Annotated in this window: 18 protein-coding genes; 5 read left to right on the top strand and 13 right to left on the bottom strand. The window is 69.4% G+C overall.

All coding sequences use genetic code 11. The features are described 5' to 3' along the window. Positions 1-119: 119 nt before the first annotated feature. The 8 genes from IT184_16805 to IT184_16770 all read right to left on the bottom strand — a co-directional run bounded on the left by IT184_16805 (position 120) and on the right by IT184_16770 (position 6638). On the bottom strand, positions 120-1058 hold the full coding sequence (locus IT184_16805; protein MCC7010472.1) for a universal stress protein: 939 nt from the start codon (positions 1056-1058) through the stop codon (positions 120-122). Then, positions 1055-1390 carry a P-II family nitrogen regulator gene (locus IT184_16800; GenBank protein ID MCC7010471.1) on the bottom strand — a complete coding sequence of 112 codons (336 nt, stop codon included), beginning with the start codon at positions 1388-1390 and terminating at the stop codon, positions 1055-1057. The genes IT184_16805 and IT184_16800 overlap by 4 nt, the downstream gene beginning before the upstream one ends. A 2-nt stretch (positions 1391-1392) precedes the next feature. After that, on the bottom strand, positions 1393-2115 hold the full coding sequence (locus IT184_16795; protein MCC7010470.1) for a DUF1538 domain-containing protein: 723 nt from the start codon (positions 2113-2115) through the stop codon (positions 1393-1395). A gap of 8 nt (positions 2116-2123) precedes the next feature. Then, positions 2124-2813 (bottom strand): DUF1538 domain-containing protein, encoded by a 690-nt coding sequence (locus IT184_16790; GenBank protein ID MCC7010469.1) that lies wholly within the window; start codon positions 2811-2813, stop codon positions 2124-2126. A 31-nt stretch (positions 2814-2844) separates the two neighbouring features. Then, the gene (locus IT184_16785) at positions 2845-3288 is read right to left on the bottom strand and encodes a TerB family tellurite resistance protein (GenBank protein MCC7010468.1); all 444 of its coding nucleotides are present in this window, start codon (positions 3286-3288) and stop codon (positions 2845-2847) included. A gap of 32 nt (positions 3289-3320) precedes the next feature. Further along, on the bottom strand, positions 3321-5051 hold the full coding sequence (locus tag IT184_16780) for a cation:proton antiporter (protein ID MCC7010467.1): 1731 nt from the start codon (positions 5049-5051) through the stop codon (positions 3321-3323). A 590-nt stretch (positions 5052-5641) separates the two neighbouring features. Further along, positions 5642-6097 (bottom strand): ferritin-like domain-containing protein, encoded by a 456-nt coding sequence (locus IT184_16775; GenBank protein ID MCC7010466.1) that lies wholly within the window; start codon positions 6095-6097, stop codon positions 5642-5644. A 13-nt stretch (positions 6098-6110) separates the two neighbouring features. Continuing rightward, positions 6111-6638 carry a metal-dependent transcriptional regulator gene (locus tag IT184_16770; protein ID MCC7010465.1) on the bottom strand — a complete coding sequence of 176 codons (528 nt, stop codon included), beginning with the start codon at positions 6636-6638 and terminating at the stop codon, positions 6111-6113. Positions 6639-6852: 214 nt separating this feature from the next. Between IT184_16770 and IT184_16765 the strand changes: the two genes are divergently transcribed. From IT184_16765 to IT184_16755, 3 genes are all read left to right on the top strand, one after another. Further along, the gene (locus tag IT184_16765) at positions 6853-9183 is read left to right on the top strand and encodes a TonB-dependent receptor (protein MCC7010464.1); all 2331 of its coding nucleotides are present in this window, start codon (positions 6853-6855) and stop codon (positions 9181-9183) included. Positions 9184-9245: 62 nt separating this feature from the next. Next, positions 9246-10133: a hypothetical protein gene (locus IT184_16760; GenBank protein ID MCC7010463.1), complete on the top strand. Its 888-nt coding sequence runs from the start codon at positions 9246-9248 to the stop codon at positions 10131-10133. A gap of 153 nt (positions 10134-10286) precedes the next feature. Then, a complete protein-coding gene (locus IT184_16755; protein MCC7010462.1) occupies positions 10287-10817 on the top strand; it encodes a flavin reductase family protein in 531 nt (176 codons plus the stop codon). Positions 10818-10911: 94 nt separating this feature from the next. Here the strand turns inward: IT184_16755 and IT184_16750 are convergent, their stop codons facing one another. The 4 genes from IT184_16750 to IT184_16735 form a co-directional block, all read right to left on the bottom strand. Further along, complete coding sequence (locus IT184_16750; GenBank protein ID MCC7010461.1) at positions 10912-13683, bottom strand: c-type cytochrome; 2772 nt, start codon at positions 13681-13683, stop codon at positions 10912-10914. A 126-nt stretch (positions 13684-13809) separates the two neighbouring features. Next, complete coding sequence (locus IT184_16745; protein ID MCC7010460.1) at positions 13810-14316, bottom strand: flavodoxin domain-containing protein; 507 nt, start codon at positions 14314-14316, stop codon at positions 13810-13812. Positions 14317-14363: 47 nt separating this feature from the next. After that, positions 14364-15608 (bottom strand): DUF4010 domain-containing protein, encoded by a 1245-nt coding sequence (locus tag IT184_16740; GenBank protein MCC7010459.1) that lies wholly within the window; start codon positions 15606-15608, stop codon positions 14364-14366. Between the two features lie 51 nt (positions 15609-15659). Further along, positions 15660-16166: a hypothetical protein gene (locus IT184_16735; GenBank protein MCC7010458.1), complete on the bottom strand. Its 507-nt coding sequence runs from the start codon at positions 16164-16166 to the stop codon at positions 15660-15662. A gap of 258 nt (positions 16167-16424) precedes the next feature. Here IT184_16735 and IT184_16730 point away from each other — a divergent pair, with 258 nt between their 5' ends. Further along, positions 16425-18026 carry an alkaline phosphatase D family protein gene (locus IT184_16730; GenBank protein ID MCC7010457.1) on the top strand — a complete coding sequence of 534 codons (1602 nt, stop codon included), beginning with the start codon at positions 16425-16427 and terminating at the stop codon, positions 18024-18026. 21 nt (positions 18027-18047) lie between these two features. Beyond that, positions 18048-19202: a lactonase family protein gene (locus IT184_16725; GenBank protein ID MCC7010456.1), complete on the top strand. Its 1155-nt coding sequence runs from the start codon at positions 18048-18050 to the stop codon at positions 19200-19202. Here IT184_16725 and IT184_16720 read toward each other — a convergent pair. Then, the gene (locus IT184_16720; protein MCC7010455.1) at positions 19177-20196 is read right to left on the bottom strand and encodes a TerC family protein; all 1020 of its coding nucleotides are present in this window, start codon (positions 20194-20196) and stop codon (positions 19177-19179) included. The two genes, IT184_16725 and IT184_16720, sit on opposite strands and share 26 nt — an antisense overlap. Positions 20197-20256 lie beyond the last annotated feature (60 nt).

Genomic DNA, 20256 nt, shown 5'->3' with positions numbered 1-20256 from the left:
CCTTCGCGCGCGCCGCCAAACCGATCGGCCAGCGCCGCGCATCGAGAGCGATGACAGTCGCCACGTTCCAACCCGCCGCCGGTGTTGAAACGCTCTTCATCCGACGCCTCAATCGGACGCTAGACGCCGTCGAGCCGCACGGGACAGACGAATCCATCCGGCTTGACGGCGAGCACCGAGCACGGCAGCCTTCGCAGCACGCGTTCGGCCGTGTTGCCGATGAGCAGGCCGGCGATGCCGCCGCGCGCGACCGTGCCCATGATCACGAGATCGATGCCCTGCGCCACGACGAACTCGGGGATGACGGCCTCCGGCTCGCCGCGGCGATGCACGACCTGCACGCCCGAGAGGCGCTCGCCGAACGACTGGGCCAGGTGCCTCAAGTCCCCCGCAGTACGCTGCCGCGCGTCTTCCACGTAGGCCGCGAAGGCATCGTCCGGCGAGTGACTGCGGACCATGTGCTCGGCGAACGGAGCCCAGGCGTGCAGCAACATCGGCACGCCGCCTTCCAGCTCCGCCATGAGCAGCATCGTCTCGACGATCTTGGCGTTCAGCGCGTGTTCGGAGGGCTCCTCGGTGCTGGCGTTGACCGCCCCGACGATCTGAGGGTGCTCTTCCAGGGCGCCGTGCCGAACCAGCAAGACCGAGCAGGGGCACTTGCGCAGCAGCTCCATGTCCACGGCCCCGAACGGCTGGAAACCGGAGACCGTCACGTCCCGCGCGTGCGACCGCATGAGCAGGTCGTGGTTCGAGCGCAGCACTTCTTGAATGAGCGCGGTCGCAGGCCGCCCGATCAGGAGTTTGGCCTCGACCCGCACGCCCGTCACGGCCTGCGCCAGACGCGCCAACTGCTGACGCCGACGGTCGAGCATCTCCTCTTCGAGGTCTGCCGGCAGATAGCGTCGCGCGTACGCTGGAACGGTCATCACATCCGCGATCGTGAGCCGAGCGCCGGAAGCCCGGGCGAGGCGGATCGCGCGTTCGAGGGCGGGATGCGCCGGGACGGCGGCATCGATGTCGACGAGAATGCTCTTGAAGGCGTCCATGTCCTGAATCACCCGTTCTCCGCTCGGTCCCTCATGAAGTGCGCCACTCCCACGACCTGGTCGACGGACAGCACGAACGCGATCCCACGCCCGGTGTCGTTCAGCTCCGCGGCGCGCACGATCTCGTTGAGGACCGTGTCCACCTGGTCGGCGTAGACGACCGTCAGCACGATCTCCTTCTCCGGCTCGATCGACATGCCGAAGATCTTTTCCCGTTCGTGGATGCCGGCCCCGCGGCCGAAGAGCACGGTCCCGCCACGCGCGCCCGCTTTCACGGAAGCGTCGAGCACCGTGCTGCCCCATCCCTTGCGGACGACGCTCACGATGAGAGAGGCGTTGGTCATGTTCATGACTCCTTTCGACGCTCCTTCCAGCGCACCACCAACCCCAGCGCCATCACCGAGATCAGGGGCGCAAGCGCGATGAGTGCCACGAGCCCGAGCCCCTGGACGAGCGGATCCTGATTGCCCACGGCCGCAGAGGTGCCGAACGCGAGCGCCAGCAGGAACGTGTTCGCCAGCGGTCCCGTCGCCACGCCGCCGGCGTCGACGGCGATCGACACGAACCGGCGCTCGCTCCACCAGAGCATCGCGACGACGAATCCGTAGCCAGGCACGAGCAGATACAGCAGCGGGATGCCGTACGCAATGCGCAGCATGCCGAGGCCCACGGCCAGCGCCACGCCCAGGCAGACCGCCCAGAGCACGAGCGATCGCCGAATCGATCCGGTCGACGTGTCTTCCACCTGGTCCGCCAGGATGCGCACGGCCGGTTCCCCCCACGTCGTCGCGAAGCCGAGCACGATCCCGAACGGCGCGAACAGCCACTTCTGCGGGAGTGCGCCGACGGCCTCGCCGATGACGCGCCCGAACGGCAGGAACCCGATGCCGACGCCGACGAGAAACAGGAACAGCCCCGCGGACGCCATGAGCGTGCCGGTCAAGAGACGGGTCACCTCGCGCCGCGGCAGCTTCAGAAACAGCAACTGAAACAGCAGGAACAGCGCGGCCAGCGGGAGGACCGCCACCGCGACGCTCCATGCGAGCCGGCCGAGCTCCGTCAACGTCAGCGCGCCGTTCACAGGAGGCCCAACAAGAGCACCGCGATGACGGGCCCGGCCGACGCCAGGCCGAGCAGCCCGAATCCGTCGTCGACGGCCGATCGTTCGCCGAGAACCGACGCGAGGCCCAGCGCGAGCGCAAGGACCACCGGCGCCGTGAGCACGCCGGTCGTCACGCTCCCGGCGTCGTACGCCAACGGCACGAAGTTGTCCGGCGTGACGAGCGACAACGCGATCATGACGATGTACACGGTGGCCAGGAGCGCGGCCATGGAGAACCCCCGCACGACGCGCAGGAGTCCAATCGCCGTGAACAGCCCCACGCCGACCGCGATGATGACGATGAGCACGTGGCTCCGGAGGCTGCCCTCAGACGCGCGCTCGACTTGTCCTGCAAGGACCAGGACGTCGGGCTCGGCGACCGTGGTGGCGAAACCCAGCGCGAACGCGACGCCCAGAATCAACCAGAGCGACTGCTTTCTCGGAAGCTCGGCACCGATGAACCTGCCCATGGGCAAAATGCCGCCGTCGATTCCCGCGAACAGCAGGAGCATCCCGAGCATCGCCAGCACCGATCCCGCCAGGAACTGGACGAACAACGCCGCGGGCGCCTGGACGATCGAGACCTGGAGCGCGGTGACGACGCCGACGAGCGGCGCGACCGCCTTGACTGTCTCCAGAAACCTCGTCCGTAGAAGTGTGAGCATGGCGACCCGATGTTCGACGCAGCCGGGCGCGTCAGAGCTGGTTCTTGAGCACGATCACGTCGATGATCCGGCGCGCGGCGGCCTGGTCCAGCTTCAGTTCGCCGCCCAGCCCGACGAGAAACCGTCGCTCTCGCCCCTCGAGCTCGCCGTCCGCGAGCAAGAGATCCGCGACCAAGGCGAACGCGGATGGACGAAGCTTGGCAGGAACGGCCCGGGCCGCGCGCGTGATCACGGCTTTCGCGTCCGAATCCTCGATCAGGCGCCGCATCTCCTGCGTGAGCTTGCCCACCGCGTCTCCGGACTTGCGCCGAAATCGCCGTGTCGACCAGATCAAGTGCTGGGCGCGCGCCGCCTCGTCCGGCGCGACGTGATCGTTCGCGTTCATCGCTCCGATGAACAGCGCGATCAACGCCTCGTCCAGCGTGAACCGGCCCGTCCGCCGGCCTCGACGTGTGCGTGTCGTCGTCTTCGCCATGTGACTCCTTCGAATCCGCTCGGCCGCCTTCGTCATGCGCTGCCGACCAGCTCGCTGTGTGCCCGCGCGCGTTCGCGGTCGATTTGCTCGGGGGTCGCACCGAGATTGTCCAGAATGTCTTCGATGAAAGCGAGCGCGACTTCGCCCTCCCCTGAGTAGACGCTGTTCGCCCCGGCCGCTTTCAACGGAGGGACGTCGCGCAGGTACGCGGCGCGCGCGAGCACGCGGATCTGCGGATTCACCGTACGCGCGGTGCGAATCACTTCCTCGCTGTTCGCCATGCCGGCCGAACCCAGGATGAGGCTGCCGGCTTTCGCGATCCCGGCCGCTTCGAGCGTCTCGGGACGGGTGGCATCGCCGTAGATGGCGTCGATGCCGTTCTGCCGGAGCGCGCGCACGGCGTCCATGTTGAGCTCGACGACCGTCGGGGCGATGCCGTTGTCCCGCAACAGCCGCACGACGGTGCGGCCCGTCGGCCCGAAGCCGATGACGACGGCCCGATGATTCGGATCGCCACGGTCGAGGCGCGAGCGCGCGAGGTCCGCGGGAACCGAGGATGGCCGGTTCAAGAGCGCCCACAGCCGCGGACGCGCGAGCGCCCACCGTTCGATCGGCCGGATCGTGCGGTACGCGACCGGATTGAGCACGATCGACGCGATCGACGTGGCGACGAGCACGTTCGTGGCCTCGGGCGTGAGCACGCCCAGATCTCGTCCGACGGACGCGAGGATGAACGAGAACTCGCCGATCTGCGCCAACGCGATGCCTGCCGTCAGGGCCGTCCTGAACGGATACTTCATGACCCAGACGAACAGGAGCGCCACGAGCGGCTTACCGAAAAGCACGACCGCCAGTGCGCCCGCGACCAGCACGGGCGACGCCATCAGCGAACCGGGATCCAGCAGCATGCCCACCGAGACGAAGAACAGCACGGCGAACGCGTCGCGCATCGGCAGCGCTTCAGAGGCGGCTCGCAAGCTGTAGTCCGAGCGGCCCACCACCATCCCGGCGAGAAACGCGCCGAGCGCCATCGACACGCTGAAGACGAGCGACGACCCGACGGCAATCCCCAGGGCGATGACCAGAACGGTCAACGTGAACAGCTCGCGCGACCGTGTGTCCGCGACGTAGTCGAGCACCCGGGGAATAACGCGCGTGCCGACGAGCACGGTGAACGCGACGAGCGCCGACACCTTGAGGGCCGTCAGCCCCAGCGCGACCCACAGCGGCGTGCCGGCCGTGGCCTCGCCGAAGAGCGCGGGCAGCAGCACGAGCGCGATGACGGTGAACAGGTCCTCGACGACGAGCCAGCCGACGGCGATGTGCCCGGCCTGCGTGTGCAGATCGTTGTTGTCGGAGAGCACGCGCACCAGGACGACCGTGCTGGCCACGGCGAGTGCCATCCCGAAGACCAGACCCGACGACCAGTCCCAGCCGAACGCGCGGACCAGCAGAGCGCCGAGCACGGTGGCCACGGCGCTCTGCGCGACGGCGCCAGGGATGGCCACGTGGCGCACCGCGAGCAGCTCCTCGATGTGGAACTGCAGGCCCACGCCGAACATCAGCAGGATGACGCCGATCTCCGCGAGTTGCTCGGCCAACGCCGCGTCCGCCACGAATCCTGGCGTGTGCGGGCCGACGAGCGTGCCCGCCAGCAGGTAGCCGACGATCGGCGACAGGCCGAGCCGCTGCGTGATGTAGCCCAGGATGAGCGCACCGCCGAGACCGCCGGTGAGCGTGAGGATCAGGTCGTAGGCGTGCATGTTGTTGGTCTCACGGAGTCACCGATCTCAGCTCACGCGATGCGCCGACAACGATGTTCGCGCCGCACGAATGTTGCGTTGCCTGATGGGATACGCGTCGTCTTCTGCGTGCCGATGCCGACGAGGAAGACCCGCGTGGCGAGTGTCCAACCAGGTCTCTTCGAGTTGCCAATCCGTCGAGGACGCCGAAGATCAGCGCCCGATGCGGCAGCCCGTCAGCGCGCGCTCCTGTAACCGTTCCAGATCTCGCGCCGATCCCTGTGGTCCGCCGCAAGCTCGTTCGAGGAACCGCACGCCGCGGCGAGCGGCGCCGCCAGAACCACTCTCACACGAGAGGACCTCGAACGCACCATACACTTCGCCTCATCCCGATGAATTCCGCGCGCACGGACCGCTGCGCGTCGCTCGATCGTTCTGATTTGCGCCTGATCTTATGCGACGGGTGCGGAGCGCGCAATCTCACGCGGGAGAGGAATCAGCGCGTCCCGACGCGAACGGCGCGCCGAATCAGAACCCCACGCGGACCCCGCCGTTGATCGCGCGGCCGTCGAGCGCGCCCACGCGGTTCCGGCCCCACAGCACTGCGATCGCTAGGAACCGGGATCGGGCTCGACGACTCTCAGCGCAGAGGCTCGCTTGACGATCGCGAGGATCTCCCGCACGTGTTCGGTCTCGACGTCGATCTGATGCTGGATGAAGGCGGCCAGCGGCGGCGAGTCGCTGACGCGCGGGAGGAACTCGCGATAGGCCTCGAGCGCCTGCTGCTCGATCTCGAGCGCTTCGGCCAGCGCGTCTTCCGGCGGGATCGGGTCGCCGTCGAGCGTCAGGTTGATTCGAAGCGCGGGGACGAAGCCCAGCATCGTGATCTGATGAGCGATCGCGTGCGCATGTTCCAGCGTCTCCTGGGTGGCGTCTTCGAAGAACTGCGCCGCCGAGCCCTGTCCCGGACCCGCCAGGCGGAAGCGCATCTGGAGATAGCGCAGCGAGGCTTCCAGCTCCTCGGCCATCAGCCGGTTCAGTTCGTCGACGACCTCCTCGAGGTTCATGGGAGACGCCGCGTCAGACGGCCCGCTCGAGATCGGTCATGAGGCAGTGCCCTTTGCACACCTCGCACGTGCCGGTCGTCGGGCACGGGCCGGGCTCGCGCTGGAAGAACGTCAGCCGTTCCATGGCGGCCGAACTGTCGCAGGTCAGGAACTGCATGAGCTGAATGAGCCGCTGGCCGGTCTGGTCGCTGATCAAGTGTTCGATCTTGCAACTGTCGATCTCGGCCTGCGCTTCCGGAAGACCCAACGCGCTCGTCAGGAACGCCTTCACGACGGCGCGCTTGGCCTTGACCGAGTGCGCGATCTGCAGGCCGGCTGGCGAGAGCTTGACGAGGCGATGCGCGTCGGTCTCGACCCATCCGCGCTTCTTGAGCACGCGCAACGTGATCGACACGCTGCCTCGCGTGATGTTCAAGGCTCGCGCGATGTCGGACACCCGCGCCCATCCGCCGTAGGGCTCGCCGACGTCGTGGATCGCGAGCAGGTGGTGAGCGGCGCTGTGGGTCAGCTCGTTCGCGTCGAACTCTTTCCACGTCTCCATGTTTGAATCTTAACGCATGTGTTTGACATACCAATCTGCCGGTTGGTAATGTAATTTGGCTCTCGATAGAAGTGGGCCAATTGGGCGCGGCAAACGCCCGATTGGCCCCGAGACGCAGGTCCGGAGGGACCTTTCACGCGTGGAAGCGACTGCGTCCCGCCCGCATCGTACGGGCCTCGGGCCGCAGACGCAACCCCCAGATACCGGAGGCTCGATGTCCAGGAAGCGAGTGCAGCAGCTCGCCGCCGCGCTGCTGTGCATGACCGTCATCCATGGTGGCCAGTCAACCATTCAGGCTCGCGTGCTCGGCCAGGATTCGCCGGGCGCGGATTCACGCGTCGCACGGGCGATCTCGGGGGTCGTCGTCGACACCCAGGGCCGCCCGGTGGCGGGTGCCTCGGTCGTGCTGCGCAGCGCGACGACGGGCAACGATCGGATTCGGATGACCGACCACGCCGGCGAGTTCGTGTTCCCCGGCGTCGGCGCCGGGCGCTACGAGGTCGTCGCGACGATTGCCGGGTTCAGCCCCGCCGCCGTCGATGTACCGGCGTCGGGCACTGCACCGCTTCGCGTCGTGCTCGAGCCACGCCCCTATCAGGAAACCATTACCGTGACGTCGGCCGCCCGCGACGTGACGACGCGCGACACGTCGGGTGTGCCGGTGGTGGTGGTCGCGGGCGAGGCGCTCCGTGACTCGGCCATCGAAACCGTGGGCGAGGCGCTTCGCGGCGTCGCCGGCGTCGTGACCCGCCGCGGCTCCGAAGGGACCGCCGCTGCCGGCGAGCAGATTCAGGGGATCGACTCCCGGCAGGTGCTGCTGCTCGTCGACGGCCAGCCGATCGTCGGCGCGCGCGGCGTCAAGAGCGGCGTCGTGAACCTCGACCGCGAGTCCGTCTCGCGCCTCGACCGCGTCGAGGTCGTCAAGGGGGCATCGTCGGCCGTCTACGGGTCGGACGCCATCGGTGGCGTCATCAACCTGATCACGCGCGAGCCGCGCCGGCCACTCGAGGCGTCGCTGCGCCTGTCGGGCGGCGACTTCGGCGTCGTGGACACGGCCGCCGATCTCGGCGTCCGGCGATCGAAGGGCACGATGTTCTTCAGCGTGGGACGGCACACGCGCGATTCGTTCGACTTGACGCCGTCGACGCTCGACACGACCGGCGCCAGCCTCGAACGCAACGACCTGACCGTCCGCGGCACCACGCAGCCGAACGCCTCCTGGCGGCTGACCGGCACTGCAACCGGCTATTGGAACACGCAGGTCGGCCGAGCGACCGGCGAAACCGGCCCGGAGCAGAGCAACGTCTCGACCAACTCCCAGACGTTCGCCGGCACGGCGACGCTGCAGATCGATCCCGTCACGTCCGCGGAGTTCCGCGCCTATCGCGGCCGGTACCGCGAGACCGCCACGGGATTCCTGCTGAACGCGACGCAGACGCCCCTGACGCCAGGCGACCTCTTGCAGGAGCTGGGCAAGCTCGACGCGTCGATCCGCCGCGAGTTCAGCGAGCGGCACGAGCTGTCCGGCGGCGTCGAGTGGATGCACGATCGGTATCGCGGCACCAATCGCATCCGCGACATCGACGGGAACACGGCGTCCACCGGAGTGCTCTGGACGCAGTACAGCGTGCACCCCGTGGCGCCGCTCAACATCGTGGCCGGCGTCCGCGTCGACCGGCATTCGAACTTCGGCACCGCCGTGTCGCCGAAGATCGCCGCGACGATGCGAGCGTCGGGCGGCCTCTCCGCGCATCTGTCGTTCGGACGAGGGTTCCGCGCGCCTGATTTGGGTCAGCTCTACTACCGGTTCCTCAATCCGACGAACTTCTATCAGGTCATCGGCAACCCGCACCTCTCGCCCGAGCGCTCGGGCTCGTGGCAGGTCGGCGCCGATCTGAACCGTGCGCAGGGGCGCGTCGGGGTGAACTACTTCCACAACGACATCACGAACCTGATCGAGTCGGTCAGCCTGGGGACCATCACGTCGGCCGCACAGCTCGCGGCGATCAGCGCGACCGAAGGCATCGACGCCGCGTTCGACGTGCAGCTCGATCGGCTGCTGTTCATCTACAAGAACGTGACGCACGCCAGGACGGAAGGCGTGGAGCTCGAGGGCGAAGCGCGGCTCCCGTTCGAGGTCCGGGCGAGCGGTTCGTACACGTTCCTCACGGCCGTGGACGTCGCGACGAAACTGCGGCTGACGGGCCGCAATCGCCATCAGGGGAACTTCCGGGCCGACTGGACTCCGCGGCACCTGGGCGGCTTCCGGGTGAACCTGCGGGGCTCGTTCTACGACGCGTGGATCGTGTCGCGGTCGGCGAGCTCGGGCGCGGAAACGAAGGCCAAGGCGTTCGCCCTCTGGGACGCCGCGATCTCGAAGCCGATCGTGCGAGGGGTCGAGCTGTTCGTCGCGATCGACAATCTGACGGACAGCCAGGACCCGAACACGGGGCAGACGTCCGCCGCCGGCACAGCGCTGCCGATCTACCGGCCGGAAATCGGCCGGTCATTCCGTGGAGGAGTGCGATGGTCCTGGGATCGATGAGATCGATGAGATCGATGAGTGGTGCGGCGCGTCCGCGCCGCCGAGTCGTCATACGCTGCGCGATGTTCGCCCTCGCGCTCGTCAGCGCAACGAGGGTGTACGCGCAGCAGGCAACGGACAGCACCGGCGTCCTGCTCCTGGCGCACGGCGGATCGCCGGCCTGGAACGAGATGGTCGGCGCGCTGGCCGGCACCGTCAACGAACGCAGGCCAATCGAAGTGGCGTTCGGCATGGCGGATCGCGCGAACATCCAGGGCGCCGTGGATCGGCTCGTCCGACGTGGCGTCGGGCGAATCGTCGCGGTGCCGCTGTTCGTGTCGTCGCACAGCTCGGTCTTCGAGTCGTCCGAGTTCCTGCTGGGCGCTCGCGCCGAGGCGCCAGCCGATCTCGCGAAGTTCGCGGCGATGCACCACGGTCCGGCGGGCGACATGGCCGCGCACGCCGGGCATGCCGACCCGAACGCGACGCGGCCCGTCGTCTCGCCGGTGCCGATTCGCGTGGCGACGGCGCTGGATCACTCGCCGGTCGTGGCGGACATCCTCACGGCTCGCGCGCGGGCGATCAGCGAACGGCCCGAGTCCGAAGTCGTAATGGTCGTGGCTCATGGCCCGGTTGGCGACGCAGAGAACGATCTGTGGCTCCGGGACATGGAGATCCTCGCCGGCACGATTCGCCAGGCGGCGCCGTTCGCCGGCGTCGAGGTCATGACGGTTCGAGACGACGCGCCGCCGGCGGTGCGCGATGCGGCGACGGCCGAGCTGCGCCAGCGCGTCACGCGCTCGATCGGCGAAGGCCGCCGCGTCCTGATCGTCCCGCTGGTGCTGGCCTTCGGCGGCATCGAGAACGGCATCCGCAAGCGGCTCGAAGGCCTGGACTACCGCATGTCGACGCAGGGACTCCTGCCGGACGATCGGCTGTCGCGCTGGGTTCTCGACTCGGCCGCACCGTAAACGTTGACGTCACGATCCGGTCGGCTGGCGCCCACGCGCCGGCCGGCCGGACCGGGTTGCCGGCAGCAACCGTCCCCGCGCTTCCCCGATCAGACGTTCCCCCATCAGCCGCTGCGCTCGCACCCGCGCCGTGAGACGATCCGGCTCACGGCCATGAAGCCGCTTCCTCTCTCTCGGGTCTACCGGCTCATCGAACCCGGCCCTGTGGTCCTGCTCACGACGGCCCGGCGGGGGCGCGCCAACGTGATGACCATGTCGTGGCACATGATGGTCGAGTTCGAGCCGCCGCTCGTCGCCTGCATCGTGAGCGAGGCCAACTTCAGCTTCGCGGCGCTTAGGGCCACCAGCGAGTGCGTCATCGCGATTCCATCGGCCAGGCTGGCGCGCACGGTCGTGAAGATCGGCAACGTCTCGGGACGCACCGTCGACAAGCTCGCCGCGTTCGGCCTCACCGCGGTGCCGGCCGCGCGGGTGCAGGCGCCGCTCATCGCGGAGTGCTTCGCCAACCTCGAATGCCGGGTCCACGACCGGCGGCTCGTGCGCGAGTACAACCTCTTCGTGCTGGAAGTCGTGAAGGCGTGGATCGATCGGACGCAGAAGCGTCCCAGGACGATCCACCATCACGGCGCTGGAACGTTCGTCGTCGACGGCGCCACGATGCGGCTCCGATCGGCGAAAGCCTAGAGCCGCGGCGCGGCCCTCCCGCGCCCGCGATCGTCTCAGCGCGTGATGACGGGCATTGATCGCGGATCGATCGCGTCGGTCGCCGGCGGCCGCGTCACTGTCCGCCGCGGCTGGCGACAAGCGCCAGCAGCTCGTCGTCGGTCCACGGCGTGGCGCGGGCGGCCGTCTGCGCGCGGACGGCTCGCACCGTCGCCGGATCGACCGGGTCGCCCGTCTGTCCCCATTCGCGTCGCACGTACGTCAGCACCGCGGCGATCTGATCATCGCTGAGAGTGGAGCCGATCGGCGGCATCAGCCCGACCGCGCCTTCTTTGCCATTGAGGAGGATTCTCGACGTCACGTCCGCGGGCGCGAGCGCCAGCGTGGAGCCGACGAGCGGTGGTGCGACGAGCGCCTGGCCTCGCCCGTCGGGCTGATGACAGGCCTGACAGATGTCGCGGTACAGCTCGCGTCCGGCGTCGAAGCGCCGCTCTTCGGCCGCCGTGAGCGGCGGAGCCGGAGCCGCCGCGCCCGGTTTGCCGGGCCAGTCGATTCGCGCGAGCACGGCGGCCGCGCGCGCCGAGAGATCGTCCGTCCCGCCGGCCAGCGTGGTGAACGCCGTCGGCTCGCGGAGGACGCGCAGCCGCGGCCCGCCGCCTCGCCCGGCGATGCCGCTGCCCTGGGTCGCGCCGCCGGCACGGCCGCGCGCCGCGACGACGGGCGGCGTCCCGCGGGCCGGGCCGCGTGCGTCCTCGAACGCGTACGCACCGCCCGGGCCCGCGCGGCCGCCAGGACAGGTCGGACACGGCGCGCCCGGCGTATTGGTGGCGGTCGCGGTAATGGACGGTGCGGCGCCGCGCCGCGCAACGCCCGGCATCGGCGTGTTCGGCACGAGCGCGACCTCGGCGCCGCGCACCACAGCGGCGCGCTGCCACGCGGCGCGGACCGGCGTCGCGGCGGCCGACAGCGTCGCCTGCACGGCGTCCTCCTGCCCGGCACGGACGATCGTCGCGCTCACCATGACGATCGCCGCCTCGTGCGCGGCCGTCTGCGGCGCATCGTGCAGCAGCTTCTCGAGGATCGCGCGCTCGACGCCGCGCGCGCCGCTCAGCGCGGCGTCGGCGACGACCGGCTCGTCGCCGTGGCGCTCGAGCAGCGAGGCCAACGCCGCCGCCCGCGGCGCAGGCGCCAGCGTTCCGAGCGAGGCCGCGGCCTGCGCCCGCACCTGCCAGTCCGGATCGTCGGAGAGCGCCAGCACCGCCGCCTGCACGGGGCTCGTCGGATCGGCGAGCCATCGCTCGGCGATCCGCAACGCCGAGGTCCGCACGTCGCGCGACCGATCCCGCAGCACCGCGGTGATCGTGCGCACGTCGATGGCGTCGATGCCGTCGAGCACCCACAGCGCCTTCACGCGCGCCGGCGTCGGCGCGGCCGAGTCGCTCGCCAGCGCGGCGAGCTGAGGAACGGCCGCCCGCGCACCGCGCTCGACCAGGAGCTGCTGCGCCATGTCGCGCCACCATCCGTTCGGGTGCGAGAGCGCGGCGACGAGCTCGGCCGGCGTCGCGCGCGAGAGCTGCGGCCGCGCCGGGTCGCGGCGCGTCGTGTCGTGCACGACGCGGAACACGCGCCCCATGCCAACGCCGATCGGCGCGTCGAGCTTCCGCTGCCGGATGTAGTTCTTGAGATAGACCGTCGTCGAGGCGCGGTCCTGAATCACGCCGCGGTAGAAGTCGACGATCATCAGCGTGCCGTCCGGAGCGCTCGAGATGAACACCGGACGGAACCGCTCGTCGGTCGACCCCAGGAACTCGGCGCGATCGTAGGCGCTCCGCGCGCGGATCGTCGTGCCATCGTCTTCCAGGACGATCCGGCGGACGAAGTTCGCCGTCGGTTCCCCGACGAAGACGTTGCCGTACAGCTCGGTGGGAAGCCGGTCGCCGCGATACACCATCGGCGCGCATGCGGCGGTGACCTGCACGACGGTGCCGTCCGACGCCCGGGTGACGCCGTACTGGTACGACCGGTTCGTGCCAGGGTTCGGCCGGACGGGCCAGACCTCGTTGATGTTGTTGACGTCGTTCGTCAGCACCTCGTAGCTGCCGCGCGTCCGGATGAGCGTCGGGTTGCGGGCGTAGTAGGGCGTCGGCACGAGGTCCACCTGCAGCGTGGACTCGCTGGAGTTCCGGAACATCCGGCCGAAGTCGTCCTGCGTCACGCCCCACTCGCCGCGCGAGAGCGTCGGCCGGCGATCGAAGACGCCGTCCTTCAGCCGCAGCGAGTACGACACGTTCGATCCGGCCGAGTGCAGGTAGTTGTCGAGGCCCCACTGGAAGCTGTTGGCGTTGCCCTCGACGCCGCCTTCGCGGCGCCCGTAGCCGGTGCCGACGAGCTCCTTCGCGTCCATCCTCAGGTCGCCGTTCGTGTCGCGCATGAGCCAGACGTTCGGCGGCTCGAGGACGAGGATGCCGTGATCGAGCGCCTTGACGGCGCGCGCTTGCACGAGACCATCCGCGAACACGGTCCGCCGATCCATCCGGCCGTCGTTGTCGGCGTCCTCGAGGACGGCGATGCGGCCGATCGGATCGAGATTGGGCTCGGGCGTCTCGAGATCGGGCACGAACTCGGGGTACTCGACGACCCACATGCGCCCGTCCGCGTCCCAGTCGATCGCGACCGGATCCTGAATCAGCGGCTCGCTCGCCACGAGCTCCACGTGGAATCCCGGCGGCAGGTGGAAACGCGCCATCTCGTCGGCCGGCGACAGCGCCGGCGATTCGTCGGGCGCCTTCTGCACGCCGGGCGACCAGGTCCGGTCGGTGACCTGCTGGGCGACGGTCGTCGCCGCGCCGCAGGCCAAGAGCAGCGCGATCAGCCGGAGTCGTGTCATGAACCGCTCCGCGAGAACGACGGATGAAGGATCGGCGAGCGCCGGAGGACTTCGCGCATCATAGCGCAGCCGAATCGGGCCGAAGCCGCCGGATCGGACGAGTGGTTGACGGCCGCTGGCAGCGGCTCAGACCGGCCGAAGCGCCTGCGCGATGGCGTCAGCCCACGCGTCGATGTCGGGCCAGTGCCGGTTGTCGCCGTCTCGTCCGCCGAGCGCCTTGAACACGAGACGCCCCCACGCCGGCCAATGCTGGAGATCGAGCACGCCGGCGAACACGCGGTACTCGCGCGGATGGACGAGCTGCTCGATCTCGCCGATGTCCTTCGGCTCCCTGACGATGAGATGGCCGATCACGGGATGGCGATCGCCGAACGAGCCGACGCTGAAGAGCCAGACGGGCCTGGCGGTCAGCTCGGCGGCGTGACCGCGCAGCCACGCCGTCGCGTTCGGCGTCCACGACCCGTCGTAGACGCCGCTGCCGAACACGACGGCGCCGTAGGGTGCGACGTCGCCAATCTCGAGCACGTCCCGCGCGTCCGCATCGACGCCGGCTCGCCGAAGCCGCTCCGCGATGTGAGCGGCGATCTCTTTCGTCGATCCGAATCGACTCGCGTAGCCAACCAGCACGCGCACGGCGCCTCCTCGATCATTGTAGGAGCCCCGGCGTCGGCCGGCCGAGGCTATCTCAAAAGAAGGAGCGCCGCGCCCGACGTCGCGAAGACGACCGCCAGCGCACCGCCCGCGATCGTCCGGAACCGTGCGCTTCCAAGCGCGAGCGCCAGGCTGAACTTCATGCCGGTGTTGGCCAACACGCCGATCGCGATCGCCGTCGCGGCGATCTCCGGCGACATCGTCCGCGCGATCTCGCGCGACATCGTCGCCGTCAACGCGTCGACGTCGCTCAGCCCCAGGACCGCGGCCGAGGTGAAGACGCCGGATTGGCCGCCGAACCGGCGGGCGAGGTGCACGAGCATCAGCACGGCCTGGAACAGCGCGGCCATCTGCAGTGCCCCGAGCAGTTGGAGCGGGTTCCCTCCCGTCACGTGTGGAGGCGCGTTGTTGTCGGCCCGGCGTGCAGCGAGAATCGCGATCGCGATCGCGACGGCCGCCGGCGGCACGAGGAAGGCGGCGAGCGGTGCCAGCACGGCGGGGTTGAGCACGCCCGCCGCGACGAGCACGCGCGGGTACAGCATGGCGTTGGCCGCCACCGCGCCGACCGCCAGCGCGCGATCCGATCCGCCGTCGCGGCGGCTCGTCCTGGCGAAGGTGAACGTCACGTTCGTGGACGATACGAGCCCGCCGAGCAGCCCCGTCAGGAAGTACCCGTGATCTGGTCCGACGAGGCGCCGCGCGACGTACCCTGCGAAGCTCAGGCCGGCGAAGAACAGGACGAGCGCCCACAGCTCGCGCGGGCGGACGCCGCCCGCCGGCCCATACGGGCCTTCGGGCAGGAGCGGCAACACCACGAGCGCCATCACGGCGAACCGCACGCCCGATCGGAACCCGACGTCATCGAGCCGGTACGCGAGCGCGTGCAGGCGCGATTTCTCGACGAGCAGCAGCGTCGTGATCGCGAACACGGCGCTCGCGAGGCGAATCGCGCCGAGCCCCGCGAGCAGGCCCGCCGCGACGACGACGAGCGCGGCGACTTCGGTGGTGCTGTCGACGTCCTGTCGCGCGCCGGCGACGTACGCCGCCGCGATGATCGCCACGGCGCCGCCGAGCAGCAGCGTCGCCGGCAACGACACGCCCGTGGTCCAGAGCCAGCCGGCCACACCGCCGACGCCGCCCAGCATCGCGAACGTCCGGATCCCCGCGAAGCGCGCGCGGGCGCCCTCGGCATGGCCCGACCACTGCCGTTCGAGGCCCACGGCCGCGCCGCCCAGCGCGGCAATCACCAGCCCGGCAACCTGAGACGTGTCCATGGAGAAACCGCGGCTGGAAGCATATCCGCGCGCGCCGCACGCGCGAGCGCGTCAGTGCACCTGGGCCACGCCGACGACGTAGTTCTTCCCGTAGTGCTTCGCGCAGCGCGGGCACGTCGTGTAGAAGAAGTACAGCGAGTCGAGCGCCTTTCCCTTCGCGCGGACGTGCTCGGTCATCTGGTCGCACCAGGTTCGCGCTTCCGAGTAGGGTCCCTCGAAGACCCGCGTCATGAAGTCGCCCGACAGCTCGACCATCTGCGCGCCTGGCACCGGGCGATCCACGGCGAAGAGGTGCTCGGCGTGCCAGGGCCCCTCGTCCCGGCTCAGCACGAGAAACCCGCCGGTATCGGCATGCGCCTGCTGGATCGCCGTCCAGGTTCGCGAGAACACGGATCCCATGTTCAAGGGCACGTGAAACAGGCTGATCGTCGATGCGCGCACGAACGGCTTGCGATCGAAATGGAGATCCTGGTTCTCCCAGGGCTCGGGATGAAACCGCGGACAGCATCCGGTCTCGTTGTCCGACGGATCGAAACGCGGCAGCTCGTTCGCCTGCATACGCCTCCGGCGGACGAGAGGAGCACGAGTCGTACCGCCGCCGTCGGCGCGGCGTTCGCGCCGCCCTGGCTGCGATCCCGGGCCCAATCGGGAATATTCCTGACGCCGTGCGATGCAGTAGACTGCCGCAGTCGAAACCTCTGGAACCATGAGCGGACGCGTGGATCGGCCGCCCTCCCGTACGAATCGTCGCGGCGGAGCGGCGTCCGCCCGTGGGTCATGCGGTCGTCACATCGCGACGCGAGGATCAACGCCACCATGTTCCATCGCCGACCGAACGTCCGACACTACGAACGCGTCGTCGCCGGCCTGTCGAGGCGCGAGCTGCTCAACGCGGCCTGGAAGCTCGGCACGGCCGCCGTCGTGCTGCCTGCCGCGTCGACGCGCGTCCTCACCCAGATGGCGTTCGCCGAGTACCCGTTCACGCTGGGCGTCGCGTCCGGCGATCCGCTGCCGACGGGCGTCGTGCTCTGGACGCGGCTCGCGCCGAAGCCTCTCGAAGGCGGCGGCATGCCCATGGCCAACGTGGAGGTCGGCTGGGAAATGGCGCGCGATGCCGCCTTCGCCAGCATCGTCCAGAAAGGCGCGGCGGTCGCTCGGCCTGAGCTCGGTCACGCCGTGCACGTCGAGGTGGACGGGCTGGATCCGGGGCGCGACTACTTCTATCGCTTCCGCGTCGGCCGCGAGCTGAGCGTCACGGGTCGCACGAAAACCGCGCCCGCTTCCGGTGCCAGCGTCGATCGCCTTCGATTCGCCGTCTGCGGCTGCAGCCACTTCGAGGCCGGCTACTTCACGGCGTACCGCCGGATCGCCGAAGAGCGCTTCGACTTCGTCTTCCACACGGGCGACTACATCTACGAGGGGCGGGACGATGGCGGCCGAAACGAGGCGTTGGCGCGGCGCCACGCCGGCCAGGAGATCTACACGCTCGTGGACTACCGGAACCGCTACGCGCAGTACAAGCTCGACGCCGACCTGCGCGCGGCTCATGCGTCCGCGCCGTTCATCGTGACCTGGGACGATCACGAGGTGGAGAACGACTACGCCGGCGACCTGGACGAGAACGACACGCCGCCAGAAGTCTTCCTCCTCCGCCGGGCCGCCGCGTACCAGGCGTACTACGAATCGATGCCCGTCCGCCATCAAGCGCTGCCGTCCGGACCGGCAGCCCGTCTCTACCGCCGGTTCCAGTTCGGCACGTTGATCGATTTGAGCGTCCTCGACACCCGCCAATACCGATCGAACCAGGCCTGCGAACACGGCCAGCCGTTCGAGTGTGCGGAACTGCGCGATCCCGGACGCACGATGCTCGGCGCCGAACAGGAGCGATGGCTGTTCGATCACCTGGCCGACGTCCGCTGCCGGTGGACGGTCATCGGACAGCAGGTGCCGACATTCGCGCGCGACCTGCCCGACGCGTCCGCTCCCAACGGGTTCCGCGTGGACAAGTGGGACGGCTATCCGGCGGCGCGCGATCGGCTGTTCGCCCAGCTGGTGGAGACGCGCGCCCCCAACCCGATCGTGCTCTCCGGCGACGTCCATCAGCACTACGGCGCCGACCTCAAGCGCGACTTCCGCCGCCCAGAGTCCGAGACCGTCGCCGTCGAGTTCACCAACTCGTCGATCTCGTCTGGCGGCAACGGCACGGCCCGCGCCGCCAACTGGACCGAGATCCAGCGAGTCAACCCGCACCTCCGGTATCACAGCAATCGCCGCGGCTACATCGCCTGCACGGCGACGCCCGAGACCATGCGCGCGGATTTCACCGTGCTGGAACAGGTCACGACGCCGGGCGCGCCCGCGCGAATCGACGGCTCGCTCGTCGTCGAAGCCGGCCGGCCCGGCACGTCGGCGGCGTGAATCGCCGCGAGGATCTTCCCCATGCGAGTCATGTCCTTCATCGTCGTCACCACGTGCCTGCTGTTGGTCTGTGCGGCGTGCAGCCAGGATGCGGCGCCCCCGGCGTCGGGGCGCATCGTGTACGTCGGGACGTACACGGGCGGCAACACCGGCAGCCAGGGCATCTACGCGTTCCGGTTCGACGACGCGAGCGGCGCGCTCACGCCGGTGGGCCTCGCGGCCGACACGCCGAGCCCGAGCTTCCTCACCGCGAGCGCCGACGGCCGCGTCGTGTTCGCCGTCAACGAGATCGATGCGTTCGAGGGCGCCGCGAGCGGCAGCGTCAGCGCCTTCGCCGTCGATCCGGCCACGGCCCGGCTCACGAGGATCGGCGTGCAGCCGTCGCGCGGCGCACACCCGTGCCACTTGGTGCTGGATCGCAGCGGCCGCTTCCTTGCGGTCGCGAACTACACGGGTGGCAACTACGCGCTCCTGCCGGTCGGTGCGGACGGCGCGTTGTCGCCGGCCGCCGCGGTCGTGGGCGGGCAAGGCCGCGGGCCGACCGCGCGGCAGCAGGGGCCGCACGGGCACGCCGTCTGGTTCAGCGGCGACAATCGCTTCCTCGTCGGCACCGATCTCGGCCTCGACGAGCTGCTCGTCTACCGCTTCGACGCGGCAACGGGAGCGCTGACGCCGAACGACCCGCCGTTCGCGTCGATGACGCCGGGCGCCGGCCCACGCCACACGGCGTTCCATCCAGACGGCCGGCACGCGTTCGTCATCAACGAGCTGGACTCGACGATTACCGGCCTGGTGTGGGACGGCGCGTCCGGAACGTTCACGAGAGGTGCGAGCGTGCCCACGCGGCCCGAGGGCGTGACCATCGGGACGACCGCCGAGATCCACGTGCACCCGAGCGGCCGGTTCGTGTACGGATCCAATCGCGGGCACGACAGCATCGCGGTCTTCGGGGTCGGCTCCGATGGCGGGCTGACGCTCGTCGAACACGAGCCCACGCGCGGGCGGACGCCGCGCAACTTCTCGATTGACCCGACCGGCCGGTGGCTGATCGCCGCCAACCAGGAGTCGAACTCACTGGCCGTGTTCAGCATCGATCAGGGCACGGGTGCCCTGACGCCGGCCGGCCCGCTCGTCGACGCGCCGGCGCCCGTCAACGTCCTGTTCCTGAATCCCTGATCAACGTCCGATCGCGCGGCCCTCCCGCACCGTCGGCGGACTTCGGCCACAGCAGCGACGCGGCGATGCTTCCGGCCAGCAGGCCGGCGATGATCGCCAGCGACAGGCCGATCGGGAATTCGCCGCCGAACAGGCGGTTCAGCCACACCATCTTCAGCCCGACGAAGATCAGGATGAGCGCGAGCCCGTACTTCAGCAGGTGGAAACGTTCGACGGCTCCCGCGAGCATGAAGTACATCGCCCTGAGCCCGAGGATGGCGAACACGTTCGACGTGAACACGATCATCGGCTCGCGCGAGATCGCGAAGATGGCCGGCACCGAGTCCACGGCGAAGATCACGTCGCTCATCTCGAGAAACAGCAGCGCGACGAGCAGCGGCGTCGCGTGCCATCGCCCCTGCACCCTCACGACGAACCGCGCGCCGTGCAGCCCGGGCGTCACCGGCATGAGCCTCCGGACGAGCCGGACCAGCGGATTGCGGTCCGGCTCGATCTTCCGTTCGGGTGCCCACAACATGTTCAGGCCCGTCAGCACGAGGAACGCGCCGAACAGCAGCACGACGACGTGGTACTGCATCAGGGCGGCGCCGATCGCGATGAAGATCGCGCGCAGGACGAGGGCGCCCAGGATGCCGTAGAACAGCACCCTGTGCTGGTAGGGCGGCGGCACCGCGAAGTACGCGAACACGAGGACGAACACGAACACGTTGTCCACCGCGAGCGACTTCTCGACGACGTAGCCGGTGAGGAACTCCAGGCCGACCTGGCGGCCGATGTCGGCGCCGAACAGGCTGGCGGCATACCGGTACAGGCCGTAGGCGAAGATCAGCGCCAGCGTGATCCAGACGATCGACCAGCCCAGCGACTCGCGGAACGAGACGACGTGCGGTCGCCGGTGGAAGACGCCGAGGTCGAGCGCGAGCAGCAGCAGCACGAACCCGGTGAAGCCCGCGTAGAAGCTCCAGTACTCCGCAAAGGGAAACAGCAGCGGCATCGTCGCCTCCCGGGACCGGCGTCGGGCCCGTTCCCCCGACGATAGAAGCGGGGCGACTCA

It is taken from the genome of Acidobacteriota bacterium (genome assembly GCA_020853395.1).
In the GTDB taxonomy this organism is placed as follows: Bacteria; Acidobacteriota; Vicinamibacteria; order Vicinamibacterales; family SCN-69-37; genus JADYYY01.
The sequence above is the reverse complement of the archived record's forward strand: the minus strand, read 5'-3'. Positions and strand labels throughout refer to the sequence as shown.

Bases quoted from the DNA above. Each gene is read 5' to 3' on its own strand.
- IT184_16800 (MCC7010471.1), bottom strand. From the start codon at position 1,390: ATGACCAACGCCTCTCTCATCGTGAGCGTCGTCCGCAAGGGATGGGGC.
- IT184_16790 (MCC7010469.1), bottom strand. From the start codon at position 2,813: ATGCTCACACTTCTACGGACGAGGTTTCTGGAGACAGTCAAGGCGGTC.
- IT184_16785 (MCC7010468.1), bottom strand. From the start codon at position 3,288: ATGGCGAAGACGACGACACGCACACGTCGAGGCCGGCGGACGGGCCGG.
- IT184_16780 (MCC7010467.1), bottom strand. From the start codon at position 5,051: ATGCACGCCTACGACCTGATCCTCACGCTCACCGGCGGTCTCGGCGGT.
- IT184_16775 (MCC7010466.1), bottom strand. From the start codon at position 6,097: ATGAACCTCGAGGAGGTCGTCGACGAACTGAACCGGCTGATGGCCGAG.
- IT184_16770 (MCC7010465.1), bottom strand. From the start codon at position 6,638: ATGGAGACGTGGAAAGAGTTCGACGCGAACGAGCTGACCCACAGCGCC.
- IT184_16765 (MCC7010464.1), top strand. From the start codon at position 6,853: ATGTCCAGGAAGCGAGTGCAGCAGCTCGCCGCCGCGCTGCTGTGCATG.
- IT184_16760 (MCC7010463.1), top strand. From the start codon at position 9,246: ATGTTCGCCCTCGCGCTCGTCAGCGCAACGAGGGTGTACGCGCAGCAG.
- IT184_16755 (MCC7010462.1), top strand. From the start codon at position 10,287: ATGAAGCCGCTTCCTCTCTCTCGGGTCTACCGGCTCATCGAACCCGGC.
- IT184_16750 (MCC7010461.1), bottom strand. From the start codon at position 13,683: ATGACACGACTCCGGCTGATCGCGCTGCTCTTGGCCTGCGGCGCGGCG.
- IT184_16740 (MCC7010459.1), bottom strand. From the start codon at position 15,608: ATGGACACGTCTCAGGTTGCCGGGCTGGTGATTGCCGCGCTGGGCGGC.
- IT184_16735 (MCC7010458.1), bottom strand. From the start codon at position 16,166: ATGCAGGCGAACGAGCTGCCGCGTTTCGATCCGTCGGACAACGAGACC.
- IT184_16730 (MCC7010457.1), top strand. From the start codon at position 16,425: ATGTTCCATCGCCGACCGAACGTCCGACACTACGAACGCGTCGTCGCC.
- IT184_16725 (MCC7010456.1), top strand. From the start codon at position 18,048: ATGCGAGTCATGTCCTTCATCGTCGTCACCACGTGCCTGCTGTTGGTC.
- IT184_16720 (MCC7010455.1), bottom strand. From the start codon at position 20,196: ATGCCGCTGCTGTTTCCCTTTGCGGAGTACTGGAGCTTCTACGCGGGC.